This is a genomic window from Cohnella nanjingensis, assembly GCF_014212125.1.
Lineage (GTDB): Bacteria > Bacillota > Bacilli > Paenibacillales > Paenibacillaceae > Cohnella > Cohnella nanjingensis.
On the sequence record NZ_JACJVP010000006.1, the window covers coordinates 184,615 to 211,206 of the forward strand.

Sequence of the window (26,592 nt, forward strand, 5' to 3'; positions counted from 1 at the left end):
CAATGTATCCATGTGTTCATTTCGGAATTTCTATTGTCGTTTTTATCGAATTGAATTCGCCGCACGCAGTTCGCAAACTCGGAAGGCTAGATGGTTTTACAGTAAAAATGGTTATAGACCCTAATCCAAGGGCCTATAACCATTTTTAATAACGTTTAACTTGCCGCATGACTTATGCACTTCGTTCTAATAACTGAATATTATCGCTAGAAGACACCGAAACCCTCTGCTTCGTCCTTTCTGCATCGTCCATTTTTTGCGTTCACGTCGATCGTCACCGATCCGAGGAAGACACCGTCGGACGTTACGGGCAGCGAAATGGAACTGCTATTCCTGGCTGGAGTAGTCGAGCCGCCGCCGGCCCCGTCTGTACTGCCGTTACCGTCGCCTCCTCCATCACCACCGTTGCCTCCGGAGCCGCTGCCGGCAGCAGCATCCGCGTTCCAGGCGCTGACGCTATCGATCGACGTCGTATTCACCGGTACGGTTTTGCTTTCCCCGGGCTCCAGCCAGAAGAAGTCGTCGTCCGCCATGAATTCGTCCGAAATATCCTCCACGTCAAAGCTCACGGCAACGGCCGGTTTATTCCCCGTATTCGTCACCGTAATGACGCCGTTGCCGGACTGCCAAGACAGCGTCGTTTTCGGTAGGTCGAACATTGCGCCCTGCACTTGCTCAAAATTCAACCAATAGAACGTGCGGTCGGCGAGCTGCCCGTCCTTCACAACCTCGGTCACGATCAATAACGGCGAGGATTCGGTCTGGTTCGCGCTCAGTTGGAAGGTGCCCGCCTGGCTGACTCTCCCGGCCGATCCCGTGCCCGAGTAGGTTTCACCCTTGACCAAATCCAGATTGTGATCGTACGCTTTGACCTTCACTTGCCAATTCGAATTCGCCGTCGCGTCATTGTCGTCCAGCAAATAGATCGGCGCACTGAGGCCGGTTCCGTAGTTGTCGAAGCTGCTCAAGCGCGCGACGGCATGAAGCGGCGCGTAACTATCCTGCACGAAGTAATAGCTCATTTTCGGAACGCCGTAATAGTCGATGGTCGACCAGAAAATAATCGGGTATTCCCCGTCGTAGAGCCGGTAATAGGACAGTCCGGCGGATTCCGGATAACTCGATCTGGCCAGATCGATCGTATGTCTTAAAGAGGTTGCTTGCGCAAGCTGCGTAGCTCTGGCGTAGTTGCGGTAATTCAGGAAATCGTCCGCCGTACTGCCCGCCTCCGCGAACAACAAAGCGTGCGCGGTCATCGTCGCTTCCTTGCCCGTGACGTTCTTCTGCGCCTGGATCATCTCCATGGCCGACTCCAGATCGGAGTCCGGGTCCGGCAGGCTGGGCGGCATGAACTTCTTGACCGACTCGATGTTGGGGCTGGACGGCTCGCCGAATTCCCCGAGAAACCGCGCCTTTTTGGACAAATAAACGTCGATATCGGCCGGGGGTTCGTTCAGGATGGCATCATAGAAATGCTCGCTTCCGCCCCACGGACTCGTCTTGAAAAAGGGGCGCGTTCCATCCAGCTCATATGCGGATTTGCCCATCATGGTCATATTCGTTCCGGTCGATGACGCCAGCTCGTTTCCTCCCCCGTACGCGACAAGCGAAGGGTGATTGCGAAGACGGAGCGTATTGGACCGGACTTGCCCTTCCAGAATGGAATAGGGCATCACTTCCGTCGCGCTCCATGCGGGCGTCCACTCTTGATAAACCATGATGCCTAGCTTGTCGCACAACGCGTAGAAATCGTCCGACCCGGGCACGCCGCCCCCCATGTTGCGAATATAGTTGATGCCTTGCTTCGCCCCGAGCGTCAGCATCCGCTCCAGCTTGCCGTAGTCTCCGCGCAGCAGCGCGTCCTCTACGCCCATGTCGGCTCCTTTAATAAACGTCGGCTTGCCGTTGACGACGTAGTTGAAATTATACTCATCCTCATTGGAACCTTGCGGTCCGGGCGTCAATTCGACGGTGCGAATGCCGAACGTCGACTCCGCGTAATCGGCCTTGCCCGAGGCCGGCGCGAACGAGACGCCCAGCTTGTAAAGATTTTGCTCCCCTCCTCCGTTCGGCCACCAGAGCCGCGGATTCGGAATATGAAACTCCAGATTCAGGGATTTCTCGCCCGTAAAAGCGCTGACCGGATATTCGTAATAATAGCTTGATCCCGTAAAGTTGGAAGGCGCGATCGTAATCAACAACGTACCGCTTGCGCTCGTGTGCGCCGACAAATCTACGGCCAACCCCATTTTACCGGAAGTGAAATCCCGGGTGGCGATGAAAGGCGAATGAATGTCCACCGCAGGGGATTCCTCCAGCGAGGCGCCCTTCCAAATGCCCTGAGGCGGCAAGTAGTCGTTGCATTCGGTGACGTAAGGAATTCCCGTGCATTCCGCTTCATTCTTGCGGGCATCCGATTTGACGACAAGGGTATTGGTCCCCTCGGTTACAATTCCGTCTACGTCGAACGAGAAGTCATCGTGCATCCCGGCATGCGTCCCAAGCAGTTGGCCGTTCAGCCATATTTTGCTCTTGTAGGCGACGCCTTGAAAAGACAGCTTCGAGAACGTCTTTCCGGCCGGTACATCGAAGGTCTTCAGAAAATACCAATCTTTATGGGCTTCTGCAGCCGGATACGTTACAGACGGCGTATCTTTGATCGTGAAGGGATCTTCCAGCACGTTCAAACCGATCAACGCCGCCGTTACCGGCGTAGGCACCGTAATCTCGTAAGCCTGATTCATATCCGTCCAGTTGCCGTCGCTTCGCTCGTTTTCATCTCCTTCGGCGATCATTTTCCACGGTCCGTTTAAGCTCATCGCGTCTTTCGCTTGCGGATGGGCAGCCGTCCCTTGCTGCAGTACGATAGAATCCGCGGCTCCGTCTAGCGGCGAAGGCCCGGGATTGAACTGTTCCTTCTCCATGTCGAACAGCGTATTCTTGAGCGGATGCTCCGTTGCCTGGGAGGGTTTATTGATCGCCTTGGAGAAAATTTTGACTTCCGCCATAAGCCCGCCCATGGAATCGTCACCGCCCGGAACACTTCCGATGGCGAGCGTATCCGTCGAGCTCGCGATGCTTCCCGTTACCGGGCTCGTTCGGACCCATATGCCATCGATATAAAATTTCATTGCGGTTCCGTTATAGGTGACCAAGAGATGATGCCAGGCGTTATCGTCGATCGTCACTCCGCTGGAGGTATCCCCGAGCAGATCCGGCGCTTCGAAATAAAGATCGCCCGTGCCCTGTGCCAGCGCCAGCTCGAAATGCCCCGTCGCGCTCCCGTCTCCTTTGGCCAGCAGCACCTGGTTATGACTGCGATTTTGCGGCGCCTTCACCCATGCGGACAGAGAGAAGACATCGGCCGGGTCGATATTCGCGGAGCCGATCTCGACGCGAGAGCCCGCGGCGCTGAAATCCAGCACGCTCCCGAACGTCGGATCGCTTGCCCAACTCGCCCCGGTAATGGTTCCGTCCCGGCCAAAGTAGGAACTGTCGGCCGCTACGGTCCCCGTTCCTTCGTTCAGATTCCATTGCCCCAAGATGGAGTCCGTGGGATCATACAGCTTCATCACTTGGGTAGCCGACAATGCTTCGCCGAATACTTGCACATCGGCCATGCTGCCTCCGATCGAGAACGCCCCTTCCGTCAGCGCGCCTATGGCCATGGCCGATGTCGTATCCGCAATGGCGCCCGTCACGGTATTGCTGGTGACGCGCTCGCCGTCCTTGTAGAACGTCAGCTTCTCGTCGCCCAGCGTGATCGCTACGTGATGCCATGCGCCATCGTCTATTTTCATGCCGCTGATCGTATTGCCCGACAAATCCGGAGCGGACATATACAGGATGCCCGTGTCCGGGAAGAGGGTGACGTCGAAATGGCCCACCGCTCCGTTCAGGCCTCTGGCGAGCAGCACCCTAAGCCGATTCTCTTGTGGCGTCTTCACCCAGAAGGATAAAGTAAACGTGTTACCAAAATGGATATCGTTGCTCGGAATATCAACCTTCGAGCCGTTAGTGGCAAAATCGGCGGCATGGCCGAACTTGGCGTCCGTCACCCATCCCGCTCCTCCCGCCAAAGTCCCGTCATAACCGCCGCCCGCGGAGTCGGCAGCGGTCGTTCCCGTTCCTTCATCCAGGCTCCACGCGGCAAGAGGGGCCGGCAGGATGACTTCGGCGTATAACGCCTGCGGGGGATAAGAAACGAAAAGCAATGAACCGACAAGCCACACGATCAACGTTCGCCAAAGCCCTTTCCTAGTGATCACATTCATCATACTCTCTCCTTCATCGCGAAATTGATAACGCTTGCACAATCGATTTCACGCTGTCGAAACGAAACGCTTATCCTGACTATTCTGAGCCCGCATCCCCCCTCTCTCGGCCCTGATCGTCAACCCTTTTCAGCAATTCGCGCCGCGATATTCAAGTAACGGTCATAAGCCTCGTTCCAGCGAAGCGTATCGGACGGCTCGTAGACTTCGGGCAAGAATGATCGGGCCACGACCTCGCGGGCCTCTGCTGCATTGGCGATTTCGCCGTGGCTGATAGCCTGCACAAGCAAATTGCCCGCGACCGTCGCTTCGACCGGCCCCGCTATGACGGGTTTGCCCGTAACGTCGGCTGTCAGCTGGCAAAGCAAGCGGTTGTTTACGCCGCCGCCGACCATATGAATCGCGCCGATCTTCTTGGCGAGCAGTTGCTCCAACTCCTCCACCGTTTGCCTGTATTTCAGAGCCAGGCTATCGAGGATGCAGCGCACGATTTGCCCTTTGGATTGCGGAACGGGCTGCGACGTGCGCCGGCAGTAGGCAAGAACCGCATGAGGCATATGTTCCGGTGCCATAAAGGACAAATCGTCGGGGTCGATGAAGGAGATTCCGCCGCTTTCGGCACTAGCCCATTCCTGCATGTCGGCGAAATCGGCCGTCTCCCCCTCCGCCGCCCACTGACGGCGGCATTCCTGCAGCAGCCAGAGTCCCATGATGTTTTTTACGATTCGGGTTTTCCCCTCCAGACCGCCTTCATTCGTAAAAGACAGCTGCAAGCCTTGCGGTCCCAAAACCGGCACAGCGCTCTCCACGCCCATAATGGACCATGTTCCGCAGCTGATGAACGCCGAAGACTCGTCCATCAAGGGGACGGAGACGACCGCTGCCGCCGAATCGTGAGACGCAGTGGCGATGAAGGGAACGGCGGGAACCCCCAACTCCGAGCAAACCGAAGGCAGCAGATTCCCCACACGGGTCCCCGGCTGAACGAGCTCCGCCAGCAGGCGTGTCGGCAACCCCAAACGCGAGAACAGCGTCTCGGACCAACAGCGCTTCACCGGATCCAGCAAACCGCCGGTGCTGACTACCGTGTATTCCGAAGCCTTCACACCGGTCAAGAAATATTGAAACAGATCCGGCATCCAGAGCATCGTTTCCGCTTTTTCCCACAGGACGGGGTCGTTCCGTTCCGTTGACAGAAGCTGAAAAAGCGTGTTGTACTGCCAAGGGTAAGCGCCGGTTAACGAATACATTTCCTCTCTGGGGATAATGTCATTGGCGAGCTCCGGCATGCCTTCGTTTCTGGCGTCCCGATAATGGTAGGGATTGGCCAGCAATCGGCCCCTTCCGTCCAGAAAGCCGATATCGACTCCCCAAGTATCGACGGCGATCGAGGCCAACTGTCCCCCATGACTATTCCAATACTTCGAGATTCCCCGCTTTAACTCAAGAAATAAACGCAGAAAGTCCCAGTACCAATGATCGCCAAGGCGCACGGGCGCATTCTCGAACCGATAAATCTCCTCTACCTTCAACGTTGAACCGTCGAAGGAACCAAGCATCGTCCGCCCCCCGCTCGCGCCATAATCCATTCCAAGCATTTTCAGCGATTGATCCACGATGCAGCACCTCCATCCGATTCGGATTTGTCGTTATCCGAGACTCGCGCCTTTCCCGTCGACTTCCGGCAAATTCCGCAACGCATCGCTTAAAGCAATTCCGTCATGAGGAATAAACTTGCGCCAGTAACGGACGGATTCGCGGATTTTGTACAAAATGTCCGAATTGATTTCACTTGTTCCGGAAAATACCTCCAACGTCAGATACAGCTCCCGGCATTTTGGCGGCATGCCGTCCGTCTCGGCGCGATGATAGGAGTCGGCGATTGCGCGAAGCAATGGCTCTCCGAAAATGATGCCCTTGGCATTCTCCTCCTCCGTGAAAGGAAGGTGCGAAGAGGAAGCCCCGTTCGTCTGCTGCAAATGCACAATCGGAGAGTAGCAGCCCAGCTCCTTCAGCCATAGATACGTATCCCCGTCCGTCGGCCGGGCGAACAAATGCGGATAGCGGTCCATTTCTTCTTCGATGAGATTCAAATACCGCTCCCGCTCGCTTTTCGGTTGGGCCGACATTTCCTGGAACAACAGGTCCGCCGATTTGGGACCGAGCCAGATGCCGTGAGCTCCGCCCGTCCGTGTCTTCCTTGAAGCCGCAAGCCTCATCTGCTCCCGGCCGGGCCTTATGAATTTGCGTTGCCCGCTTTGATGACCGGTGTCCAACGTCAAGTAGAACGGCGCTTGCGACCTCCGGTAAACTTCGCGCAGCAGCTTCTTCGAGCCTTCGATCGTCCAGGGAATCTGATGGGGCGTATACATTTGTTCGACGCCCGACGCCTCGATGCCGAGCTCCCGGCAATGGATTGCGAGCTCCGCCAGCCTTGCATATAGGTCAAGCTCCGCTTCGGCATAATCCTGCGGCGACTGCAGAATGGAATCGGGGAAGGCATGGCAGTAAAATCCCAAGCCCGCCCCCGCCTGAGCCGCGAAAGCCGACATCGGCTTCAGCCACTCGTTCAAAAACCGATCCCGGTTACGCTTATCCGTATGGGCTAGCCCAAGCGTCGTATAAGTGCCATGGCCGGAGAAGATATTGCCGATACGCACGCCCGTTCTCTCGCCCTCCCGCTTCGCCTCGATCAGCCAATCGGCCATATAGGAAACGTCCATATAGAGCGGATCGAATTCGTTGTCGGCACTCGCTTCCGCCACGTACACGCCAAACTCCCGCAATAGGTCCATCCATTCCGCCGGCCGCGTCCATCGTTTCGTGGCGAAGCAATTGTCTACGGCTAAATATAACTTGGGATCGGTTCTCATGCTTTCACTCCATATCCATTCGTTCTATTTGAATTTGAAATCTATCTGAAAGACAGGTTCATCGCGTCAATGCTGATCCAACCCTTAACGGTAGAGATAACGAGGAGATTCTCGCCCTCTTGGAAGGCTTCGGGAGGAAAAGCGATTGGCGTCGTCTGCGGCATGGCCAGCTGCCACGGCTCCGTTTTTTGAAATCCGTAGCCGGCCGGTATTTCACCTGATCGCTCCGTATCGTTGAGACGCGCCGTGATGCCGGCGCCGCCTTCCGCCTGGTCCGCCGAGTAAATCCACAGCGTTCCCGCTTTGCCGGTTTGTTCCTTGCCGACGGTGAAGCGGAACTCCAGCTTCTGCTCCCATAAATACGGCACTTCTTCTGCCGGTACGCGTCCGCTTGAAGGTTCCGCGGCAAAGCTGATCGCCCCCGTCGCCGAAGACCCGTCGCCGTCAAACCCGGCAAAGCCTTCGCAGGTCCGGTCCTGCCGCCCCGTCCACAGCGCAACGTCCTGCGGATGCACTTCGGCTGTCTCCGCGTTGAACGCGGTCACGTACCACCCCGTTTGCAGCAAGGTCAGATCCTCTCCGCGCGGAGCGGTGATCGTGACGTCTCTATGCTCGCCCGGAGGGATAAACCCGAACTGCTCATGGACGGTAATATCTGTCCGATAGAGCAGCAGCGGATGCGTCTCGACATACAAGGCCGTCATTTCGCCGGTATTCGTCACCCGCAGGCGAAGCGTTTCCCCTTCAGCGTCGGATTCATGGCTTAACGCCTCGGCGTTAATCGCCGCTCTTTTCACCGAGCCTCCCAGCATCCCCGTATAGGTCGGCGGCGAACCGAATTCCGGATCCGGCAGCCCTTCCTTATACATGCCGGCCAGCGGCGCGCGGGCGCCCTGCGCTCCGAAGACATAAAGCCGCTCGTTAACGCGCTTGCCGTCCGCGTCGTTCAGATACAGCTCCAGAATGACCGGGCCGGTTCTGACGGGAAGCGGAGGTTCGATCGTGATACGTCCGAGGGATTTGGCTTCCAGCATGCCGATGCTTGCCACGCCTTCATCGCTGCGGTACACGTCGCCATGGCGATCCCTCAGCACATAACGCCAGCGCAAATCTTTGACGTCCTCCGGCTCGTCGCTGCATAGAATCAGCTCCGCCTCCAGCCCGTCGAACAGATCGAACAGGACGGAATCGTATTTCAGGCACAGATTGATCGGCTCCATCGCCTGAGCCACTCCGTAATACATGTGAACCGGACGGCCGTCGTGATCGACCAGGAACGAACCCGCCCCGTTCGGCCACGGCTCGTTGAAGCACCAGCTCGTAAATCCGCCCATGCCCGTTCTCCAGCGCAGCGAATCGAAAGCGTAACGAAGCCCTTCGGCGCCCATCCACTGTGCCGATTTTATCAGCTCTTCGAAGGATTCCGCCTTCCCGAACAGCCGCTCGATATTGTCCGGCATCAGCCACACTTCATCGTTAAACGCCGCTTTAATCATATTTTTGCGAATCAGGACCGGGTCGTTCTTGTCGATCGGAAACCGGGAACGCGGCGGGATCGTGCGCTTGAGCAATTCGAGATTGTTCGGCGTCTGCGTGCCGAATTCTCCGTTCCTCATCATGGGATAGGTGCCGGTCTGGTCGCGCATATTCTCGTCGTTATAAAGCTTGTAATGGATCGCCGCATTGTAATCCCACGGCGCATGGCGCACGCCCTGGGCAGGACAGGTCGCGCGGAAATACCGTCCGTCCTCCTCCGCAATGATCGCCCTTGTCGCCTCAAGCGCCGGATGAACCGTATCCTGCTGCCATCCCATTTCGTTGCCGCCGGACCACTCCATAATGCTGGGATGGTTTCGGAGCAGCTTCACCATGTCGGTGACGACGCCGCACCAATGGCGAACGATGTCTTCGTCCTCTTCGATGATGCAATTCCCTGCCGGAAATTCGATGGACAGCAGCAGCCCCATTTCGTCGCAAGCATCGTAGAAGTCTTCGGTAAAAACGATCTGTCCCGCGTGCATGCGCAACGTATTGAAGCCGGCTTCCTTGGCGCGCTGCGCATAGAGACGTCCTCTGCCATGCGCTCTTCCGTGCAGCAGATCCGGGGAAGACATGTTGCTGCCCATCGTGCGAATCCGTCTTCCATTGACCGTGAGCTTAAGCGGATTGATAAAGTCCTCCGGCACGCCGTCCAGCTGCCCCCATTCCAGCCGGCGAATGCCGAATCGCACGGTCCGGCCGTCCGATGGCGTCGGGCTCTCTGCCATGTACAACTTGCTTTCCAGCGTATACAGCGGCTGCTCTCCATGTCCGGCGGGCCACCACAGTTCCGGGTCGTCAACGGTTTGTTCCCAGAGAATCCGGTTGTCTCCGGCTTTGAGCCGGACGGTTTGCTGGAAACGATACTGACTGTTGGGAGACGTCAGTAGGATATCCAGCTCGCCCTCGGCATCCTCCGTGCTGTTGATCTCCCACGTGCCGCGGACAATTGCTTGCTTATAGCTATCGTCCGGTTCGCTCCAGACGCGCAAATCTTCAATTCGCGCCACGTCGGAGGCGTACAGCGTAACGTCCTTCCACAAGCCCATCGTCCAAATGTTGGTTCCCCAGTCATAGCTGAAATTCGTGATGCTCTTCAGGCCTCTGAGCACCTGCCGGGTTTTGTTCATCCCCCAGACGAAGAAGAACGGGGTGCCCTCTCCGCTCCCGGCGCCGTCGGACTTCTGAAGGTACTCCTCCAGCTCGGGAGGCATCTTATGAAACAGAACGGACAGCTTATGACTTCCCTCAAGGCGGATATCTTCCGTAATGTCAACGGAAAACCGTTCAAACTGGCCCTCGTGCGCCGCAATTTTCCGACCGTCCAGGTAGACGTCGCAGGCATAATCCGCCCCGTCAAAGCTCAGCTTGATCCGCTTTCCCTTCCAAGCGGGCGGCACCGTAAATTCCTTGTCATACCGCCAATCGTGACGGGCCACCTCCCAGATGCGCTCATCGCCCATGCCGTACCATAGCGGCTTCAAGCAGCGCGCATTCTCCAGATCCGCTTGAATATTACCGGGCACCGTCGCCGGGATGGTCGGGAACGCTCCTCCGACGCATTCCAGCGTCCAGTCTGTTCCGTTCAGTGAATAGGCATATTCCGCTTTGTTCATTGTTGTCCTCCTTGGGCAATTAAGCCTCAATGGCACTGCCGGATGTACTCCATCGTTCTCCGCAGTCCCAGCCGATAATTGTGCATCGTGGTCACGAAATGCTCTCTTTCTGCAGAACGCCTTCGGCAACGAAGCGCCAACGGCCGCCCGGCTTGCCTGCCACTTCGTACGTTCCGTTACCCCTGTCGCTGAAGCCGTCGGGCAACGCGGCAATGATGTATCCTTCCGGCACGATGAGCGAGAAGGCGCCGGCGGCCGTCGTCGACAGCTCGACGTCTAACGTTCGCTTGACTTGATCCCACTCCAACGCCAGGGAAGCCCCGTTCCTGCAGCCGACGCGCCCGATGCGTCCGTTTGCCCAACGTTCCGGCAGAGCGGGCAGCAGCTTCACGACATGCGGCGTGGAAAACACGAGCGCTTCCAGCACCGCCGCAGTGATGCCCATATTGGCGTCCACCTGATAAGGCGCCCCCTTGCCCAGCGAAATGCGGAGCGTAACGCCCATGTTGCGCCAATCGTTGTGATAGGTGAACAGATTCGGGCCGAGACAGGTCCGGCTGAGCAGATCGAAGCATTCCTGTACCTTCGACGCGAAGCCCATGCGCGCGTAGATTCCGGCTTGATGGGCGAGAGACCAACCCGTCTGTGCTTCAAGCCCGATAGACATCCGCTTTTCCATCGCAATCCGGGTCGCTTCGAACAGCTCGGGCTGCTCCTCCTTGGTGATCTGGAAGCCGGGAAACAAAGGATAAATATGGGACAGATGCCGATGAGCGTAGTTATCGCGGTGGTCAGGGTGTATCCATTCCGCCAGCGCGCCGTCCTCATTGATTCGGTAAGGACGCAAATGGGCCAAAATATCCTGCCAAGCGGCCGTTTCTTCCTTGTCCAGACCGAGCGTCTCGTAGGCTTGACACAGATTTCCGAGCAGCTCGCGGATCAAAGCCGTATCGACGGTAGAATTGATCGTGAGCGGCACGCCGGGATTCATCGTCACGCTCAAATCGACTTCGCCCGAGCTTTCTTCCAACGGCGCATTTTCGGGAGAATTGGACGGCACGACAAGCACATACCCCTCCTCGTCCCTTAACAGATAATCCTCGTAAAAGCGGGCGACCTCGATCATAAACGGCAAAGCGCGTTCCTTCAGAAACTCGGCGTCCCGCGTATAGAGGTAGTAATCGTAAAAATGCTGCGCGATCCAGGGCGCGACGCCGATAAAGTGCAGCACGTGCGCCTGTCCGTCGCGAATCAGACCGGTGTCCGCTGCGGCGGTAAGCGGGATAAAGACCCCCCGGCAGCCGAACAGCTTGCGCGCGTTGGTCCGATAATCCTCTATCCGATCCTCGAAATAACGCAGCATCGCCTCCATCGTCTCCGGCAGACAACCGGCCAGCGCCTGCCAGTAGTACATCTGGGTATTCTCGTTGTGGACGTAAAAGCTGTTCCACGGCGGGTAATAATCGCCGTTCCACGTCCCCTGAAGCGTAGGCGGAAGGCATTCGCCGGAGGAGCAGGCAATCAGCAGATAGCGGCCCATGTCGAACATCTTCTCGATCAGATGAAGCGGAGCCTCGCCTTGATAAGCCTCCAGCAGAAGCGATTCGTTGAGGTCGTCCGTCCCGGCGGTTTGTTCGGTCAAGGCAAGCTCGCATCGCAGAAACTTCTCGCGATGGACTTCGGCGTGCCTGGAGAAGAGTGTCTCGTAATCGCCCGGCAGATCGTCCAGTCGACGGCAGAGCGCTTCAATCTCTCGTTCGGGATTGTCGGTATTGACATAGACGCCCACCATCGCCACGATTTCCGACGCTCCGGTTATCTTGGCCGTTTCATGGGACTCCATCGGCAAATTCCACAGCAGGTTCAGCGAAGAAAGCTGCTCCGTCCAAGTCAGCTCCTTGGCGAAACGGCGTTCCCCGCTGCCGCAGCTCATGCGCAGCACGGCGCCGTATTCCCCGCCCATGGAGCCGGTCGCTCTCAATACGAGCTTGTCGCCTCGCACCTCGGACTTGAAGGTGAGCGGCGGCGTCTGCGGGACGCCGCTCATCTGCACCGAATCGCTCAAGTTATGCTCGCACAGCTGAAAAGCCGCATCCACAATGCCGTCGCCGGACGAGATCCGCAATACGGCGACATTGTCGGTATGGGAAATAAAGAAGTTCCTGCTCTTGGCGACCTTGCCGTCTTTCCAGGTCACGGAAGCCTCCCCGGTCGTGAAATCGAGCGTTCTTCTGTAGGAGGTAAACCCTTCCTTCTGATGCATGGCGATCTTCAAGTCAAACGCCGGATGCAAAATCGGCAGCCCGGAAACAAATCCCCGTTCGTTCAGGGCGCGGGACATATACGTATTCGCCTCGGCAAACTGGCCGGCGAGGGCCAGCCTCCGGCACTCGGCCAACGTATCGGAAATATCGGGAAACGGCGATTCCGTCTTCTCATACCATAGGGAATCGTGATTAAACTGAATGGTTTCCGGAGAAATGTTGCCGTACACCGTGGCGCAAAGCGCGCCGTTACCGCAGGGCAGTCCGTCCCGCCAGCTTACGGCAGGCGTAAGCATCGTCATCTGATGGTTCTTTTTCATAGCGGAATATCCTCTCCGAATTAATAGACGGGATCGCCGAATCTCTCAACGTTCTTCTTGTGACGATCGGTCATATAAGCTTCAAGCTTGCTGTAATTTTTCACGTTCCGCATGTCCGCAATCATCTTCTCGACGATCTGTGCGGATTTCTCCGGTGTGGACGCCGTAATGGCTTTGACCACGTTGTCGGCAAGCTTGCCGACCGTCGTAAGAGCAATGCCCTCGTCGGATGTGCCGCTCGGCGTCATTCTGTACGATTCATTCGTGGAATCGTGCGCATAAGGCACGGAATTCGGAATGTCGTAAGCGACATTGTCGGCGGAGTCGCTGCGCTGGCCGGGCATCGGCTGATACCACAACGAATAGTAATCCCAAATCCCGGTTTTGTTCAGATACGCCGTCACGTCCTTCTCGACTTGCTCCGCTTCCGCCTGAGGCCGGAAATAGACGCCGTCCTTGACTTGATAATGCTTGCCGGGATTGCCCTGGCTGATTTGCATCGTACCGGTCGTGCTGAATCCGTAACGGAGCAGCTTGATGGCCGCCTCGGGATCTTTATTTTTCTTCGTTATGAACGTTTGCGTCGCGCCGCCCATGCGGGATTGGCCGGGGAAGCTGAACGCCTTGCCCGTAGCGGACATCGGCGGTATGGCGATAAAGTGGCTATCCGCCTTCTTGGAGTCCAATATGGCGTTGGCGGGGCCGGCTGCATGATAGACGTAAGGCAGCATAAAGGCGCTTGTGGCCAGATCCTCGTTCACTTGCTGTTCGTCCTTAATGAAAATTTCCGGATCCAGCAGCTTTTCGCGGAAAAGCTTGTTCATGAAAGCAATAAACTCCGGGTACTTCGGATTCATGTACTTGACGGAGCATACTCCCGTTGCATCGTCGCAATAATTATCATTGATTCCGAAAGAGTACCCGATCGTCTGGACGGCGCCATCGCCTTTGTTCCATCCGCTGATGCCGATTGACGTTTTGCCGTCGATGGTCGGATATTTCTCCTTGAAGAGCTTCAAGGTATTGTACAAGTCGTCCGGCGTGGCAATGGAGGGCTGACCCAATTCCGTCCAGATATCCTTGCGGACGCTGTAGGAGAAGTTGCCGACGATCGGATCTTTATGCTCCTTTAACAGCCAGTCCGGATTGGTGACGCCGGATATGCTCCACATCTGGTTATCGATGTCTTCGTACGTACCGATATCGCGCAGAATTTGAGGAATCTCATTCTTGAATTCGGGAGCGTACTTGTCGATCAGCTCATCAAGAGAATATACGTAGCCGCCGGTAATCAGCTCTTCGCCGGCCGGGTCGCCGAACCCGAGCGTAATGAGATCCGGCATGTCGTTGGTCGCCATCATCAAATGGATTTTCTCGTTAGGGTCGCCGTTCGGAATGGTGCCCGTCACGTTGATCCCCGTAATTTCCGCCGCCGTTTTTAACGCTTCATATTCCGTCCAAGGCTTTGTGGCCACATGGTTGTTGTAATTGAAATACCAGGTAAAATCGACCTTGCGTCCGACGTTCCACTTGGCTTTCTCGTCCTGAACGTATTGTTCGAACGGGAAGTTCTCGTCCACGTTTTTCGTGATGTCCCAAGAAACCTTATTTCCCGTCGCGCTGGCGGAAGAGGACGGCTGAACGGTTGCGGATGGGGAGGAGCTTGCGCTCGGCTGATTCCCCTTATCTTGGCATGCGGACAGCAGTACCATCATCCCCGCCATGATCATCATTAAGCTTTTTTTCTGTTTCATGAGATGACCTCCTAATTTATTTGAAGAGTCAAAAGTATGAAATACTGATGACTTTACTTCCGGCAGAGCGCTATTCCTTGACGGCGCCAATCAAAAAGCCTTTAACGAAAAATCGTTGGAAAAACGGGTAGATGAGAATAATCGGTCCGATCGCCACGACAAGCGTTGCAAGCTGCAGGGAATAAGGCGTTACCCTCCTGGAAAGAATCTCGTCGTTCGGCACGATTTTGACGATTTCCGACGCTGCATTCGAGCTTTGGATGACCCTCTGAAGAAGGAGTTGGACGGGCATCAGCGATTCCTTCGAGATGAAAATATAGGCGTCGATCCAGGCGTTCCACTGTCCTACCGCGCTCATCAGCGCAATGGTGGCGATCACCGGCATGGAGCTGGGAAAAACGATTTTGAAGAAGATCACGAAATCGTTGGCCCCGTCAATCATGGCGGATTCCTCCAGCGACGCGGGCAGGGAGTTAAAGAAGGATTTCATGATGATCATGGCCATGACGCCGTACATGGCGGGAACGATATAAACGAGAAAATTGTTGGCCAGTCCCAGGTCGCGCATGTTGATTACGCTGGGAATAAGTCCTCCGCTGAAAAACAAGGTGATGAAGCATAGCGTCAAATAAAAATTGCGGAACATCAGCTTTTTCTTGGAAAGGCCGTATGCGAACAAGGCCGTTGCAATCACGGTAGTAGCCGTCCCGAGCACCGTTCGCGATATCGTAATCAGATAGGAGCTATAAATTTGGTGATTCTGAAGAACGACCTTGAAATTCTGCAACGTAAACTTCCTCGGCCACAACAGCGCTCCGCCCAGAGAAGTATCGTTCGCCTCATTGAAGGCCATGACAAGCACCTTCCAGAACGGATACAGGAACGCAAGCGACAGAAGAATCAGAAACGTATAGAGAAAAGTGTCAAAAATTTTGTCGCCCGTGCTTCTCTTGAACATGGTCAGCCTCCTTTCCTAGAACAGTCCTTTCTCGCCTTTGGTCATCAGGCGAGCAATCCGATCCGCCGAGATCAATAAGAAAAACGAGACGATGGAGCATGCCAATCCGATTGCGGTGGCGTAAGAGTAACGTCCCGCCTGGATGCCCGTCCGGAACACGTATGTATCGATGGTTTCCGCCGTCTCCGACACCATTTTGTTCCCCAGCAAGAAATGCTGTTCGAAGTTCGAGCCCAAGATGCCGCTGACCGACAGGATGAGCAGGATGACAATCGTAGGCATAATAGAAGGAATCGTAATGTGAATGATGCGTTGGAAGCGGTTGGCGCCATCCATGTATGCGGATTCATACATATCCTGCGGAATGCTGGAGATGGCGGCGAGATAGATGATGGATCCCCATCCTATCCCCTTCCAGAGATCGGAAAGCACGGCGATCGCCCGGAAAAGCTCCGGTTGCGCCAGGAAGCTGATCCTCTGGTGAATCAAGCCCAATTGCATAAGCAGGGAATTCAGCGGCCCATCCAACGACAATATCGTTTGCATGAGCGAAACCATGACCACCCACGAGATGAAGAAAGGAAGGTAAGAGACGGTTTGCGCAACCCTCTTGAACATCAGCGATCTGACTTCATTCAAGAGCAGCGCGAAGATAATGGGTGCGGGAAACCCGAAGACAAGCTTTAAGGCGCTAATAATAAGCGTGTTTGTAATCGCTTTCAAAGCGAACGGATCGCTAAAGAACGCATCGAAATGCTTGAGCCCCACCCATGGACCCGCGAAAAATCCTTCCGTAATTCTGAAGTCCTTGAAGGCAATAATGATTCCGTACATCGGAACGTAGCAAAAGATGATCAGCCAAACGATTCCGGGAAGCACCATGCCCTGCAAAGGAAGTTGGGCCTTGAACCTCCGGCAGCCTTCCTTGAACCTGCTCAACAGGCTTTCCCGATGCACGGGACGATGAGCAGCTTCAGCTTGCTGTAATCTCTCCAACCCGCTCATCCCTTTCGTCATTTATGGACAATCCGAGCGCCTTCAGCAGCTCCCTGTCTAGCAAAGACTCTTCATCATGACCGAAAGGCTCCCTCTTCTCCGGCATAAACAAGGTGAAGGTTTCGTTGTACGACCAATAACTCCATCCCACGTCATGCGCCTCCATCGTTTCCCTGATATCCCGAATGAATTGGATTCTTTCCTCCGGCACGCAGCCCGGTCCTCCGTATTTCTGCCCCCTGACGTGATCCATCACCCCGAATTCGTTGCACAACACCGGAAGCTTCCGCCGATGCATGGCCCGCCAATCCTCAATCCGGCGCAGCCTCGTCTCATGCCATTCCCGGTTGAACCATCCGTGATTTCCCTGCTGAAAGTTCCCCTCCCCATAACCTCTTGCGTATAAGGCGGCCTCTTCACGATGCCCGGACGGCACGGATAAGATCATTTCCTCCAACCTGTCTTCCACGATATCCGGACTTGCGGGATAGGGGAGGCGGCCTATGGCGTTTAGTTCGGCCGGCGTTCCGCAGAAAAACGCGTTCCAGCTTTGCAAAGTAAAGGCGAAGGGATCGTAACTCGTATACCCGTAGTAAAGATTGCAGTCCTCCACAGGGTCGATGGCCAGCATGCCGGCCAGGCTTCCTACCTTGTCTCCTGATTGGACCAGCGTATGATGGGGCATGACCGACCGGACCGTGCGCCACAGCTCGCGATACATTTCGTTCCAGTCGGTATAATTCGCAAAGGGCTCCGTCATCGTCTGAAAGGCAATCTGATGCTGGTTCCATCGCCCGGCAAGCCATCCCGCAAACTCGCGGTAAAATTCCAGCACAACCCCGAACCGTTCCGGAGAGGCCAGATAGTCTCTTTTAAACGGCTCTTCCGGATGGATGCAAACCAGACAAGGAAGGCGCTCCCCGACTGCCATTCCCACGACTTCCTCGACGTACCAAAGCTTGCTCCGATCCAGGCCATCCTTCTCCATGATTGCCGATGGCGTAATCAAAACCTTCACATGGTCCGCTCCGATTTTCTTGATCGTCCGGATATCCTCGACTTTAATTCTTGCGGAATCCTGGGGCGGTATTCCCGCCGGTTGACACTTATCTATGACGATTCCTCTTGCAAGCCGCATCGTTGGCAGCGTCATGATTGATCCTCCGTTTTCTCCTCCGGAATGAACGTTCTCCGAATCCGATGATGAGATCGTAATAGCGCTTTCAATCGCTTGGCGATGATTGGTTTACGCCAAAATCATATCACCATAAAATCAATATTGTAAATATCACATATCACATTTTATTATATATTTATGAAATAAAACATTTCATTTATGAGGGGTTTTGATGATCGAAAATACCGTTAAACCCAGTTTATTTGTATTTATAGCCACTTTCAGATATTAATTTTGCTTTTCAATCATAATTTTTTATGATACTATTACATCGTATAATGACTATATTTTATGATATAAATTATATCGTGAACGATTGCTATATTGGAGGCCAATTATGAAATCGATGATATCTGCCAAAGGCAGTTGCATCCTGCGGATCCAAAGCATTATCGCGAATTTGAAATCGGCGGAGCGCCGGGTCGCGAATTACATTCTCCAGAATGCGGAGCTTGTAACGACCATAACGATGGATGAGCTTGCGGCGGCAAGCGAATCAAGCTATTCAACCGTAGACCGGCTGTGCAGAAAATTGGGCTATTCCGGTTTCCGGGAGTTGAAATCGAGTTTGATGTACGATGTATTTAATAACAACAACGTCGGAACGATTATTCAGAATATATCCGTGGGGCAGGAAACTTCAACGCAGGGGATTTGCGAGAACGTATACGGCTTGGCTTTCAAAGTGTTGGAGGACAGCCTTGCGATTATGGATATTTCCGTGATTGAAGTGGTTGTGCAACAAATCGTCAAGGCCAATAAACTGTGCTTTATCGGCGCCGGCTCATCCGGTTTGTCCGCCCGATACGCATACAGCCGCTTTTTCAGAATCGGCCTCAACTGCACCTCCGATATCGATTCGACCTTGTACACCATGCAAGCGGCCTTGTTAACCCAAGGCGACCTGTTGTTTGTCATTTCCTCCTCCGGGCGTACGGAGAATGCCGTCGAAGCGGCCCGTCTGGCCAAGAAAAACGGCGCTACCGTCGTCGGACTTAGCGACTATGCAATCACGCCGCTCTCTAAAACTTGCGATTACAATCTGTTCACGACTTCCCGTAATGCGAATATGTTTCTGAACATCGACATGCCGCTCATCACCGGACAAATTACCATTATTGATCTTCTGTATATGTGCACCTGCGTATCCTTGGGCGAAAGTGCTTCTATCAACTATGAAAAAACCATTAATACCGCAAATCAGGAAAAAACGAAGAATAGCTAAATTGGAGGCCAGAAGCATGGCGGTCAACGGCCGCAGTCCCGTATTGCAGCAGAGTCGCATGCTGTTCCTGCTCATTACGGATATTACGAACCCTTTCTATACGGCACTCGCCAGAGGAGCAGAGGACGCTGCGCGAAAATCCGGCTACAGCATGATAATGGGGAACTCCGACGAAAATCAAGAGATGGAGAAGGCCTATGTGGACACGATTCTCGCCATCCGTGTCGACGGGGTGCTGATGGTGCCCGCAGGCGACGCTTCCCTGCCCCATCTGGATGCGCTGCGCCGGCACAACGTTCCGTTCGTGTTACTGGACCGCGAAGTACCGGGCGTAGACAGCGACATTGTACTCGGTGACAGCAAGGAATCCGGACGGACGCTAGTCGAGCACCTCGCTTCCCTCGGACACCGCCGGATTGCCATGATCAACGGATCAAACGACGTCTCCAGCGCGCGATTGCGGCTGGAAGGTTACAGAGAGGCGCTCACGCTGAACGATTTGCTGATTGAGAAACAATACATACTGGAGACAACTCTAGAACCGCGCAGCAATTTGGCGGAGATCGAATATTGGCTCTGCGCGATGTCCTCGCCTCCGACCGCCATCGTCGCCGGAAACAACGCGCTTGCCTTACAAGTGATCCGCGCGCTCGCCAAGAGGGGCAAGTCCGTGCCGGACGACGTATCGCTAGTTTGCTTCGACGACCTCGGCCCATATCCGGAAATCGATACTTTTATGACCGTCATCTCCCGGCAGGCTTATCAGTTCGGCTATATTGGCACGCAACTGCTCATCGAGCGGATACAAGACAGGAGCAGTCCGCCGCAGCCATTGCGCAAAGTCGTGCTGCCCGGCGAAATGATCGTCCGGCGTTCGGTGGCGGATTTAACCTGCAGCCGTTCACTTGGCAAATCCAGTTGACTCAAGGAGCGAATGGGTACACAGAGGATGAATGGGCAGGCGAACAGCATGCAGGCAACATAAATGGAAAAGCACCCGTTATTCTTGGCGAGAATCATTTCACGTTGAAATAACGGGGAAATTCCATTTAGTCAAGCATTCAGGACCTTTGTAGCTGAAATAACTGTACGAAATAATGAATATACAGAAAAACCCGCAAGACCTACGCCCCGCGAGTTGTTCTTATGCTTACTCCGTTATTCCTTCAATTTATGTACCACCCCATGCCTTAAGGGATTCCCTTATGTAGTGCTTGACTACTCAGTACCCAGAAACGTAATGACGGCCTCGTTGAATGCCGCAGCCGAATCGGCATTGGAAATATGCGCGGCGCCCTGGATCTCAACATAGCGCGCATCCAGAACACGATCCGCCATGCGCCGAGAAACAGCTGGGGGTGACATTTTGTCCTGCTCGCCTGCGATGAACAGGACAGGCATGGAAAGGGATTCCAGGCGTGCGGTCGCATCGAAGCCGACAATCCCCTCCGCCACATAGGCGAGCGATCGTCCGTCGGCCGTCGCCGCAAGGCCGTGCCAAACCTGATAGGTCTTCATCCCTTCCGCGGTGGCCCGGAAGCCTTCGTTAACATTCATGGGCCAGACGCCTTCAAGCCGCTTGACCGGACCGTTTTCACTGCGGAACGTTCTAGCCCATCCTTCAGCCATAGTCCGAAACTCCTCGGTCGCTGACGTTTCAAAGCTATTAGCGACGATAAGTTTCCTGACACGCCGAGACTGTGTAAGAGCAATTTCAAGCGCCGCCATCCCTCCCAACGATAGACCGATGATGTCAGTGACCTCGATAGAAAGATGATCTAAGAGTGCAATCACATCGCCGGCAATGTCTGACACTCCGAACGGTCGATCAAGCTTTGCAGAGGCACCATGTCCAGCATGATCCGGAACAACTACGCGAAATCCTGCATCGACAAGCGGCGCTATCTGGGGTGACCAAGCGCGACCGGAATTACTGATGCCATGCAGCAGAATGACAGGACGGCCATTCCCAAATTCAATGAAATAATTCCGGCGGTTGCCGTTCATGTAAAATGCCATAATAAATTTGCTCCTTTTTTATTGCGGAGTGTTTACCAGTTAGCTCTATAATTCCCCTCGCCATCTCATATTAATCTTGGGTACCAGAATGCACAATAAATGAAATGTACATCTGTGCCGGAACAGATACCGGACGTGTTTGCATTGCACTTCATGTAATTCAGGGAGATCTAGAAAAGCTTGCTGCCATAAGCTGCCGTATTTCATCGATGAGTATGTGAACGCCATCCTCGATCCCATTCAACCGGACACGTGACACATTCAGCTTTAACAAGTTGTCTTTCGGAAACGAAGGAAGATAATGCTTATCAATCGTTTCAATCCTTAGTGATTTCTTCTTCAGTCTTCTGATCACTTCATTTGCGGGTACGTCTTCAATCAGTCTAATGTAGGTATGAAGCGAAGATTTTACGCCAGCATCGAAACTAAAAAGATTCCCATTCTGAATCAACTGTTGTTCTAAAGCTGCATGAAGAAGCCGTGATCTTTGCTCATAATAGGATTTAATTTTTTGTTTATGTCGATCAAACATGCTGCTTTTTAAGTAAATTTCCAATGCTCCTTGCGAAAGCATTGAACTATCGATATCTTGAATTCTTTTGTACTGCGTAAAAGCGGAAAGAAGGCTGTCGGGAATAACAGCGATGCCGATTCTTAGGCCCGGAAAAATGATTTTGGAATAGCTTTTTAAGTAAATAACATGTGTCTTGTCATCGTACGCGTATAACGGATCAGCTTTAGTATCCTGCTCCATATCAGCCAAGTAATCATCTTCAACAATATAAACATCATACTTATGCGCAAGTGCAACGATTTTCTTTTTCTCCTCAGCGCTATAAGAACAGCCTAATGGGTTATGGAATCTCGGCATCGTGTAAAAGAATTTGATATCCTCTGTTTTGAAAATTTCCTCTAGCTCTCCGAAGTCGATACCCTGGGATGTTCTCTTTATCCCTACAACCGGAACGCCATAAGTCATGACATGTTCAATGAGTAAATGATAGCTTGGCTGTTCGATTAATATCCTTCTTTTTCCGTTTGGAAACGGGAGAGCAGTCAAAATGGAAAGAGCCTGCTGTATCCCGGAGACAACAAAAAGGTTGCGGACGTTCGTGAATACCTGATAATTGGCTAATTGCTTTTGCATAATGAGGAGAAGAGATGGCAGCCCTTGCGGTGTTCCATAAGTAAACAAGTCTTGCTTATATGTATCAATGGCTTTATTGACGCAATGCTGAAAATCCAAATACGGGAAAATGTCCGGGTCCGGCGAAGAAGTCGCAAAATCAATCATTCCCTGCTCTTCCTCATTGGCAGTGATTACCGATTTGACCAGGTAATAACCGCTCTTGTCTACAGAATAAACGATGTGGCGTTGTTCAAGATCATGAAGAGCCCTTATCACAGTGCTTTTACTAACGTGATATTGGTTTGCAAGAACCCGAATGGAGGGTAATTTATCTCCCTCTTTTAAGTTATGGTTAACAATTTGTTCTTCTAATTCCTTAACGATAAGAAAATATTTATGCACATCATTCGCTCCCGCGTGTATCTGTATCGGTACAGATGTACTGTTTATTTATTGTAGCATCAAGTTCCTCATGTTTAAATTGGCTAGCGGGAAGTCATTCTAAACATGAGGAGGCAAACCATGAAAAACGTGAAACGAACAAACCTTGCCGCTTACATGGCTGCGATTGCCTATGCGGTCATTATCGGGTTTTCATTTTTGTTTGTTAAACTAACCGTTACGGCAGCTCATCCTCTGGATGTGCTGGCGCATCGTTTTTTTATCGGGTTGATTGCTGTGGCTATACCTGTTCTATTCGGTTGGGTTCATCTTCGGTTTTCATTAAGCGACTTATGGAGAATCATTCCATTAGGCCTATTTTCGCCCGTATTGTTTTTCGCTTTTCAGACTTATGGATTGATCAACACTTCTTCATCGGAGGCAGGCATAATCCAAGCAACCGTTCCTATTTTTACCTTGATCCTCGCTTCTTATTTCTTAAAAGAACGAACAAGCCTAATACAGAAGCTGTCTTTGATCCTGTCTGTGGCAGGCGTCGTATTGATTTTCGTCATGAAAGGTGGGAGTGGTCTGAATACAACGAATCTGGGCGGCATCTCCTTACTGGTGTTATCTGCACTTTCATTTGCTGGCTATAGCGTCTTGGCCCGTCCTCTTGCCAAAAAATACGCGCCGATGGAGATCACCTTCATAACAATGGGGATGGGATTTATTGTATTCATGGCCGCTTCGCTCGTTCGGCATACAGCGGCAGGAACAATATATACATTTTTTCAGCCGTTTACTCAACCCGCTTATGTGATCGCACTCCTATACTTGGGTGTACTATCCTCTGTAGGAACCACACTTTTATCAAGCTTTGCATTATCACGGCTCGAAGCTTCTAAAGTCAGCGTATTCAGTAATTTATCGACGCTAATTTCCATCATGGCTGGTGCTTTAATTTTAAAGGAGCATATTACGATTTACCATTTGATCGGTACCATGATGATCATTGCAGGAGTGTTGGGTACGAATAAAAAACAATTGCATTCTAAAACGAGCCGAATGTAAATAGTCGAGGAGGTCGTTCGCATGAAAATAAAAGGAGTTATATTTCTAATAGGAATTAGCTTCATCTGGGGTTCACAATTTTTCTTTACGGATATAATTATTTCCAGTGTGTCACCAGTTACACTTGCTGCAGCAAAAGCATTTGTTGGCGCAATAACACTAACGTTAATCTATATTTTATTTTCCAAGAAAGAGCAAAGTCCGATTTTTCTAAGATATCCTAGGAAAAGATTAATGCTGCTTTATGCTGCCATAGCATTTTTTGAAGCGATTATTCCCTTTTTCTTAATTGGGTGGGGACAGCAAAGAGTATCCAGCAGCATGGCTTCTATTATTATGGGAACAATTCCTATTTTCACGCTGCTTATCTTATTTCTCTTTAAAGTCAGTCGATTGCGTTTGATGCACTTTATTAGTATTGGCGTTGGTTTTGTTGGTATTCTCCTTATTATTCTTCCCTCTTTAACGATCGATATTACGAATCAAAGTTTATGGGGAATGGCCGCTTTGATTTTTGCTTCATTAAGCTTTGCGATTTCTTTGGTCCTGATTGAAAAACTGCCTCCTATGTCTTCAGTGCTGGCAATGAGAAATATACTTTTTATCGCATCTGTTGTCCTGATTCCAGCTAGCTTTATATTGGAGAGCCCGCTAAGCATCAGGCTTACTTCAATTGAAATACTGTGCCTTACAATTCTTGGGATTTTCCATGCAGGAATCGTATATATGATGTTTAATCTGCTCATTCAACAATCCGGAGCAGCTTTTGCATCCTTGACCAATTATTTTGTTCCCGTGATTGGCGTTATTCTCGGTACAGTTTTATTAGGAGATCAGATTGATTCAAAGACGTGGTTGGCATTATTGGTCATATTAATTTCCTTGTTGCTAGGGAGTATAGCATCTAAAAGTAAATAACTCAGACGATAATGCGATTTGATTCAGGCCTTTCACCGGATGCGGCAAAGGGTACAGCTACCTAAAACCTCATCAACATTACATTTGAGCGCGATACTGTCACATCTCATTTTCGAATCATCAATATGACCGACTCAGCGTTGCGAAAGAGTCGCCATATTTCAGTTACGAGGATGGCGTCAAATCTCTCGCGGCGCATGTCCGCAAGGAGCATACTCAGCCCGGGACGATCACGGTTGAACATTGAAACAGGACTGGTATCAACGTAAATCTCAGCGACAGTACCCCAGCGCCTTACCTTTGTCGTCAATATCTGAAGCTGCGATAGAAGCGAATCGGGGCAGTGTAACTGACCACGCCGTGCTCCCACCGTGGTCGGTTTCAAAGCCCCATAAATAACTTCTTCCTTGTTAATGACCGTACTAAACATCATCTTGTTCGAATACATTGCACCAGTTCGGAATGTTCATCGAGCTTAAATCTTCAAACATGGAGTTCCATGACTTCATAATCTGAACTTTTCTTCAGTAGTTGTATAAGCAAAGTCATAGTTAGCCCGTGCCTCTACAACTTGAGTATAATTCACTCTTCCCCACTGCCTTAGCTCTTTCATCGGCTGAAGCAATGTTTCCCCTAATGGCGTTAACGAATACTCGACACTTGGAGGCACTGTAGGAATTATATGTCGTTGGACCAATCCATCGCGCTCAAGCTTGCGTACCGTCTGGGTAAGCATTTTTTTGGATATCCCCTCGACCCTCCGGAGCATTTCTCCATATCGGATTTTACCGTTTTCCATGGCATAAATTACAAGTACAGTCCACTTGTTAGAGATAATGTCAAGAACTTTGCTATAACCGCAATTGGATAACGAAATATCCGATTGTTTTGTTTTAGATGAATATGTCAAATGATTTCCCTCCTACGCATTACGAAGTTCCCTGGATACTTTAAAGTGCCTACTTATATCATTCTAATTTTTGTATTACTGTATGTCTATACCAGTGCTGTAGCAGCTTTGTGCAAGATCTGCTGTAACAAGGCATCGCTTAAGGGCGATCCGGATGTTCCAAGAGCAGGAAGATCTACTCCCGAAAGGGGTATCTTGTACTGGATTACTTCGAAGGGTAGGTATAAACATGACAAATATTATTAAAACGCGTCCCAAGCTATTTGTATTGGATAACGGTCGAATGAGCATGGATAAAAATTGGATAATCGCCATGCATAATCCGGCTACAATAAATAATCCAAACGCCCCGACACAATTTGTGGAGTTTCCAATCTATACGGTATTGATTGATCATCCTGAGGGAAAAATCTTGTTTGATACAGCCTGCAACCCAAACTCCATGGGCATTGGAGGGCGTTGGGCACAATCGACCCAACTGTCGTCTCCATGGGTGGCAAGCGAGGAATGTTACCTGCATAACCGACTGGAGCAACTTCATGTTAGACCCGAGGAAATCAAGTACGTCGTTGCCTCCCACTTGCATCTAGACCATGCAGGATGCCTCGAAATGTTCACGAACGCGACCATTATCGTTCATGAGGATGAGTTTAATGGAGCACTGCAAACTTACGCCCGTAATGAAAAAGAAGGAGCCTATGTTTGGGCTGATATCGATGCATGGATCAAAAACCAACTACAGTGGAAAACGGTCAAACCGGGCGAAGACAACTTGGCTCTGGTGGATGGCATCAAAATCTTGAATTTTGGAAGCGGTCATGCATGGGGTATGTTGGGTCTCCAGATCGAAATGCCAGAAACAGGCGGAATCATTCTAGCTTCCGATGCCATTTATACCGCGGAAAGTTTCGGTCCTCCGGTCAAGCCGCCTGGTATTATTTATGATTTGATCGGCTACAGAAATGTGGTGGAGAAAATCCGTACATTGGCTACCCGCACGAATTCCCAAGTGTGGTTCGGGCATGATGCGGATCAATTCAGTCACTTGAGAAAATCTACTGAAGGATATTATGAATAATAATTCCCTATCATGTTTAGTGGATGCTTTAATTTGAAAGGAAAAGAAAATCACCAAAATTACTGGCGATTTTCTTTTCCTTTTTTT

The 26,592-nt window shown here is 52.1% G+C and carries 18 protein-coding genes; 5 read left to right on the top strand and 13 right to left on the bottom strand.

Features of this window, described 5'->3' with window-relative positions; all coding sequences use genetic code 11:
• Positions 1–206: 206 nt before the first annotated feature.
• The 9 genes from H7C19_RS05375 to H7C19_RS05415 form a co-directional block, all read right to left on the bottom strand.
• On the bottom strand, positions 207–4,274 hold the full coding sequence (locus tag H7C19_RS05375; RefSeq protein ID WP_185141543.1) for a LamG-like jellyroll fold domain-containing protein: 4,068 nt from the start codon (positions 4,272–4,274) through the stop codon (positions 207–209).
• A 119-nt stretch (positions 4,275–4,393) separates the two neighbouring features.
• Positions 4,394–5,890: a rhamnulokinase gene (locus H7C19_RS05380; protein ID WP_313731392.1), complete on the bottom strand. Its 1,497-nt coding sequence runs from the start codon at positions 5,888–5,890 to the stop codon at positions 4,394–4,396.
• A gap of 33 nt (positions 5,891–5,923) precedes the next feature.
• Positions 5,924–7,147 (bottom strand): TIM barrel protein, encoded by a 1,224-nt coding sequence (locus H7C19_RS05385; RefSeq protein WP_185141544.1) that lies wholly within the window; start codon positions 7,145–7,147, stop codon positions 5,924–5,926.
• Between the two features lie 41 nt (positions 7,148–7,188).
• A complete protein-coding gene (locus tag H7C19_RS05390; protein WP_185141545.1) occupies positions 7,189–10,302 on the bottom strand; it encodes a glycoside hydrolase family 2 protein in 3,114 nt (1,037 codons plus the stop codon).
• 91 nt (positions 10,303–10,393) lie between these two features.
• Positions 10,394–12,886, bottom strand: coding sequence for a glycosyl hydrolase family 95 catalytic domain-containing protein (locus tag H7C19_RS05395; protein ID WP_185141546.1), 2,493 nt, complete (start codon positions 12,884–12,886; stop codon positions 10,394–10,396).
• A gap of 20 nt (positions 12,887–12,906) precedes the next feature.
• Positions 12,907–14,640 (bottom strand): type 2 periplasmic-binding domain-containing protein, encoded by a 1,734-nt coding sequence (locus tag H7C19_RS05400; protein WP_185141547.1) that lies wholly within the window; start codon positions 14,638–14,640, stop codon positions 12,907–12,909.
• Positions 14,641–14,710: 70 nt separating this feature from the next.
• Complete coding sequence (locus tag H7C19_RS05405; protein ID WP_185141548.1) at positions 14,711–15,598, bottom strand: carbohydrate ABC transporter permease; 888 nt, start codon at positions 15,596–15,598, stop codon at positions 14,711–14,713.
• Positions 15,599–15,613: 15 nt separating this feature from the next.
• Positions 15,614–16,603 carry an ABC transporter permease gene (locus H7C19_RS05410; RefSeq protein WP_185141616.1) on the bottom strand — a complete coding sequence of 330 codons (990 nt, stop codon included), beginning with the start codon at positions 16,601–16,603 and terminating at the stop codon, positions 15,614–15,616.
• Complete coding sequence (locus H7C19_RS05415) at positions 16,572–17,747, bottom strand: glycoside hydrolase family 5 protein (protein WP_185141549.1); 1,176 nt, start codon at positions 17,745–17,747, stop codon at positions 16,572–16,574. Before H7C19_RS05415 ends, H7C19_RS05410 begins: the two co-directional genes overlap by 32 nt.
• A gap of 361 nt (positions 17,748–18,108) precedes the next feature.
• On the opposite strand from H7C19_RS05415, the gene H7C19_RS05420 reads away from it, so the two are divergent.
• Complete coding sequence (locus H7C19_RS05420; RefSeq protein WP_185141550.1) at positions 18,109–18,996, top strand: MurR/RpiR family transcriptional regulator; 888 nt, start codon at positions 18,109–18,111, stop codon at positions 18,994–18,996.
• A gap of 16 nt (positions 18,997–19,012) precedes the next feature.
• On the top strand, positions 19,013–19,918 hold the full coding sequence (locus H7C19_RS05425) for a substrate-binding domain-containing protein (protein WP_246469313.1): 906 nt from the start codon (positions 19,013–19,015) through the stop codon (positions 19,916–19,918).
• 296 nt (positions 19,919–20,214) lie between these two features.
• Here the strand turns inward: H7C19_RS05425 and H7C19_RS05430 are convergent, their stop codons facing one another.
• Both H7C19_RS05430 and H7C19_RS05435 read right to left on the bottom strand, forming a co-directional pair.
• Positions 20,215–21,015 carry an alpha/beta fold hydrolase gene (locus H7C19_RS05430; protein ID WP_185141552.1) on the bottom strand — a complete coding sequence of 267 codons (801 nt, stop codon included), beginning with the start codon at positions 21,013–21,015 and terminating at the stop codon, positions 20,215–20,217.
• A 160-nt stretch (positions 21,016–21,175) separates the two neighbouring features.
• Positions 21,176–22,546, bottom strand: coding sequence for an aminotransferase-like domain-containing protein (locus H7C19_RS05435; protein WP_185141553.1), 1,371 nt, complete (start codon positions 22,544–22,546; stop codon positions 21,176–21,178).
• A 120-nt stretch (positions 22,547–22,666) separates the two neighbouring features.
• Here H7C19_RS05435 and H7C19_RS05440 point away from each other — a divergent pair, with 120 nt between their 5' ends.
• Both H7C19_RS05440 and H7C19_RS05445 read left to right on the top strand, forming a co-directional pair.
• On the top strand, positions 22,667–23,599 hold the full coding sequence (locus H7C19_RS05440) for a DMT family transporter (protein ID WP_185141554.1): 933 nt from the start codon (positions 22,667–22,669) through the stop codon (positions 23,597–23,599).
• A 21-nt stretch (positions 23,600–23,620) separates the two neighbouring features.
• Complete coding sequence (locus H7C19_RS05445) at positions 23,621–24,517, top strand: DMT family transporter (RefSeq protein ID WP_185141555.1); 897 nt, start codon at positions 23,621–23,623, stop codon at positions 24,515–24,517.
• A gap of 106 nt (positions 24,518–24,623) precedes the next feature.
• Here H7C19_RS05445 and H7C19_RS35655 read toward each other — a convergent pair whose 3' ends face one another.
• The gene (locus H7C19_RS35655) at positions 24,624–24,965 is read right to left on the bottom strand and encodes a recombinase family protein (protein WP_185141556.1); all 342 of its coding nucleotides are present in this window, start codon (positions 24,963–24,965) and stop codon (positions 24,624–24,626) included.
• A gap of 57 nt (positions 24,966–25,022) precedes the next feature.
• Positions 25,023–25,427 carry a winged helix-turn-helix transcriptional regulator gene (locus tag H7C19_RS05455; RefSeq protein ID WP_185141557.1) on the bottom strand — a complete coding sequence of 135 codons (405 nt, stop codon included), beginning with the start codon at positions 25,425–25,427 and terminating at the stop codon, positions 25,023–25,025.
• A gap of 229 nt (positions 25,428–25,656) precedes the next feature.
• Here H7C19_RS05455 and ahlS point away from each other — a divergent pair, with 229 nt between their 5' ends.
• On the top strand, positions 25,657–26,505 hold the full coding sequence (ahlS, locus tag H7C19_RS05460) for an AhlS family quorum-quenching N-acyl homoserine lactonase (RefSeq protein ID WP_185141558.1): 849 nt from the start codon (positions 25,657–25,659) through the stop codon (positions 26,503–26,505).
• Positions 26,506–26,592: the final 87 nt, after the last annotated feature.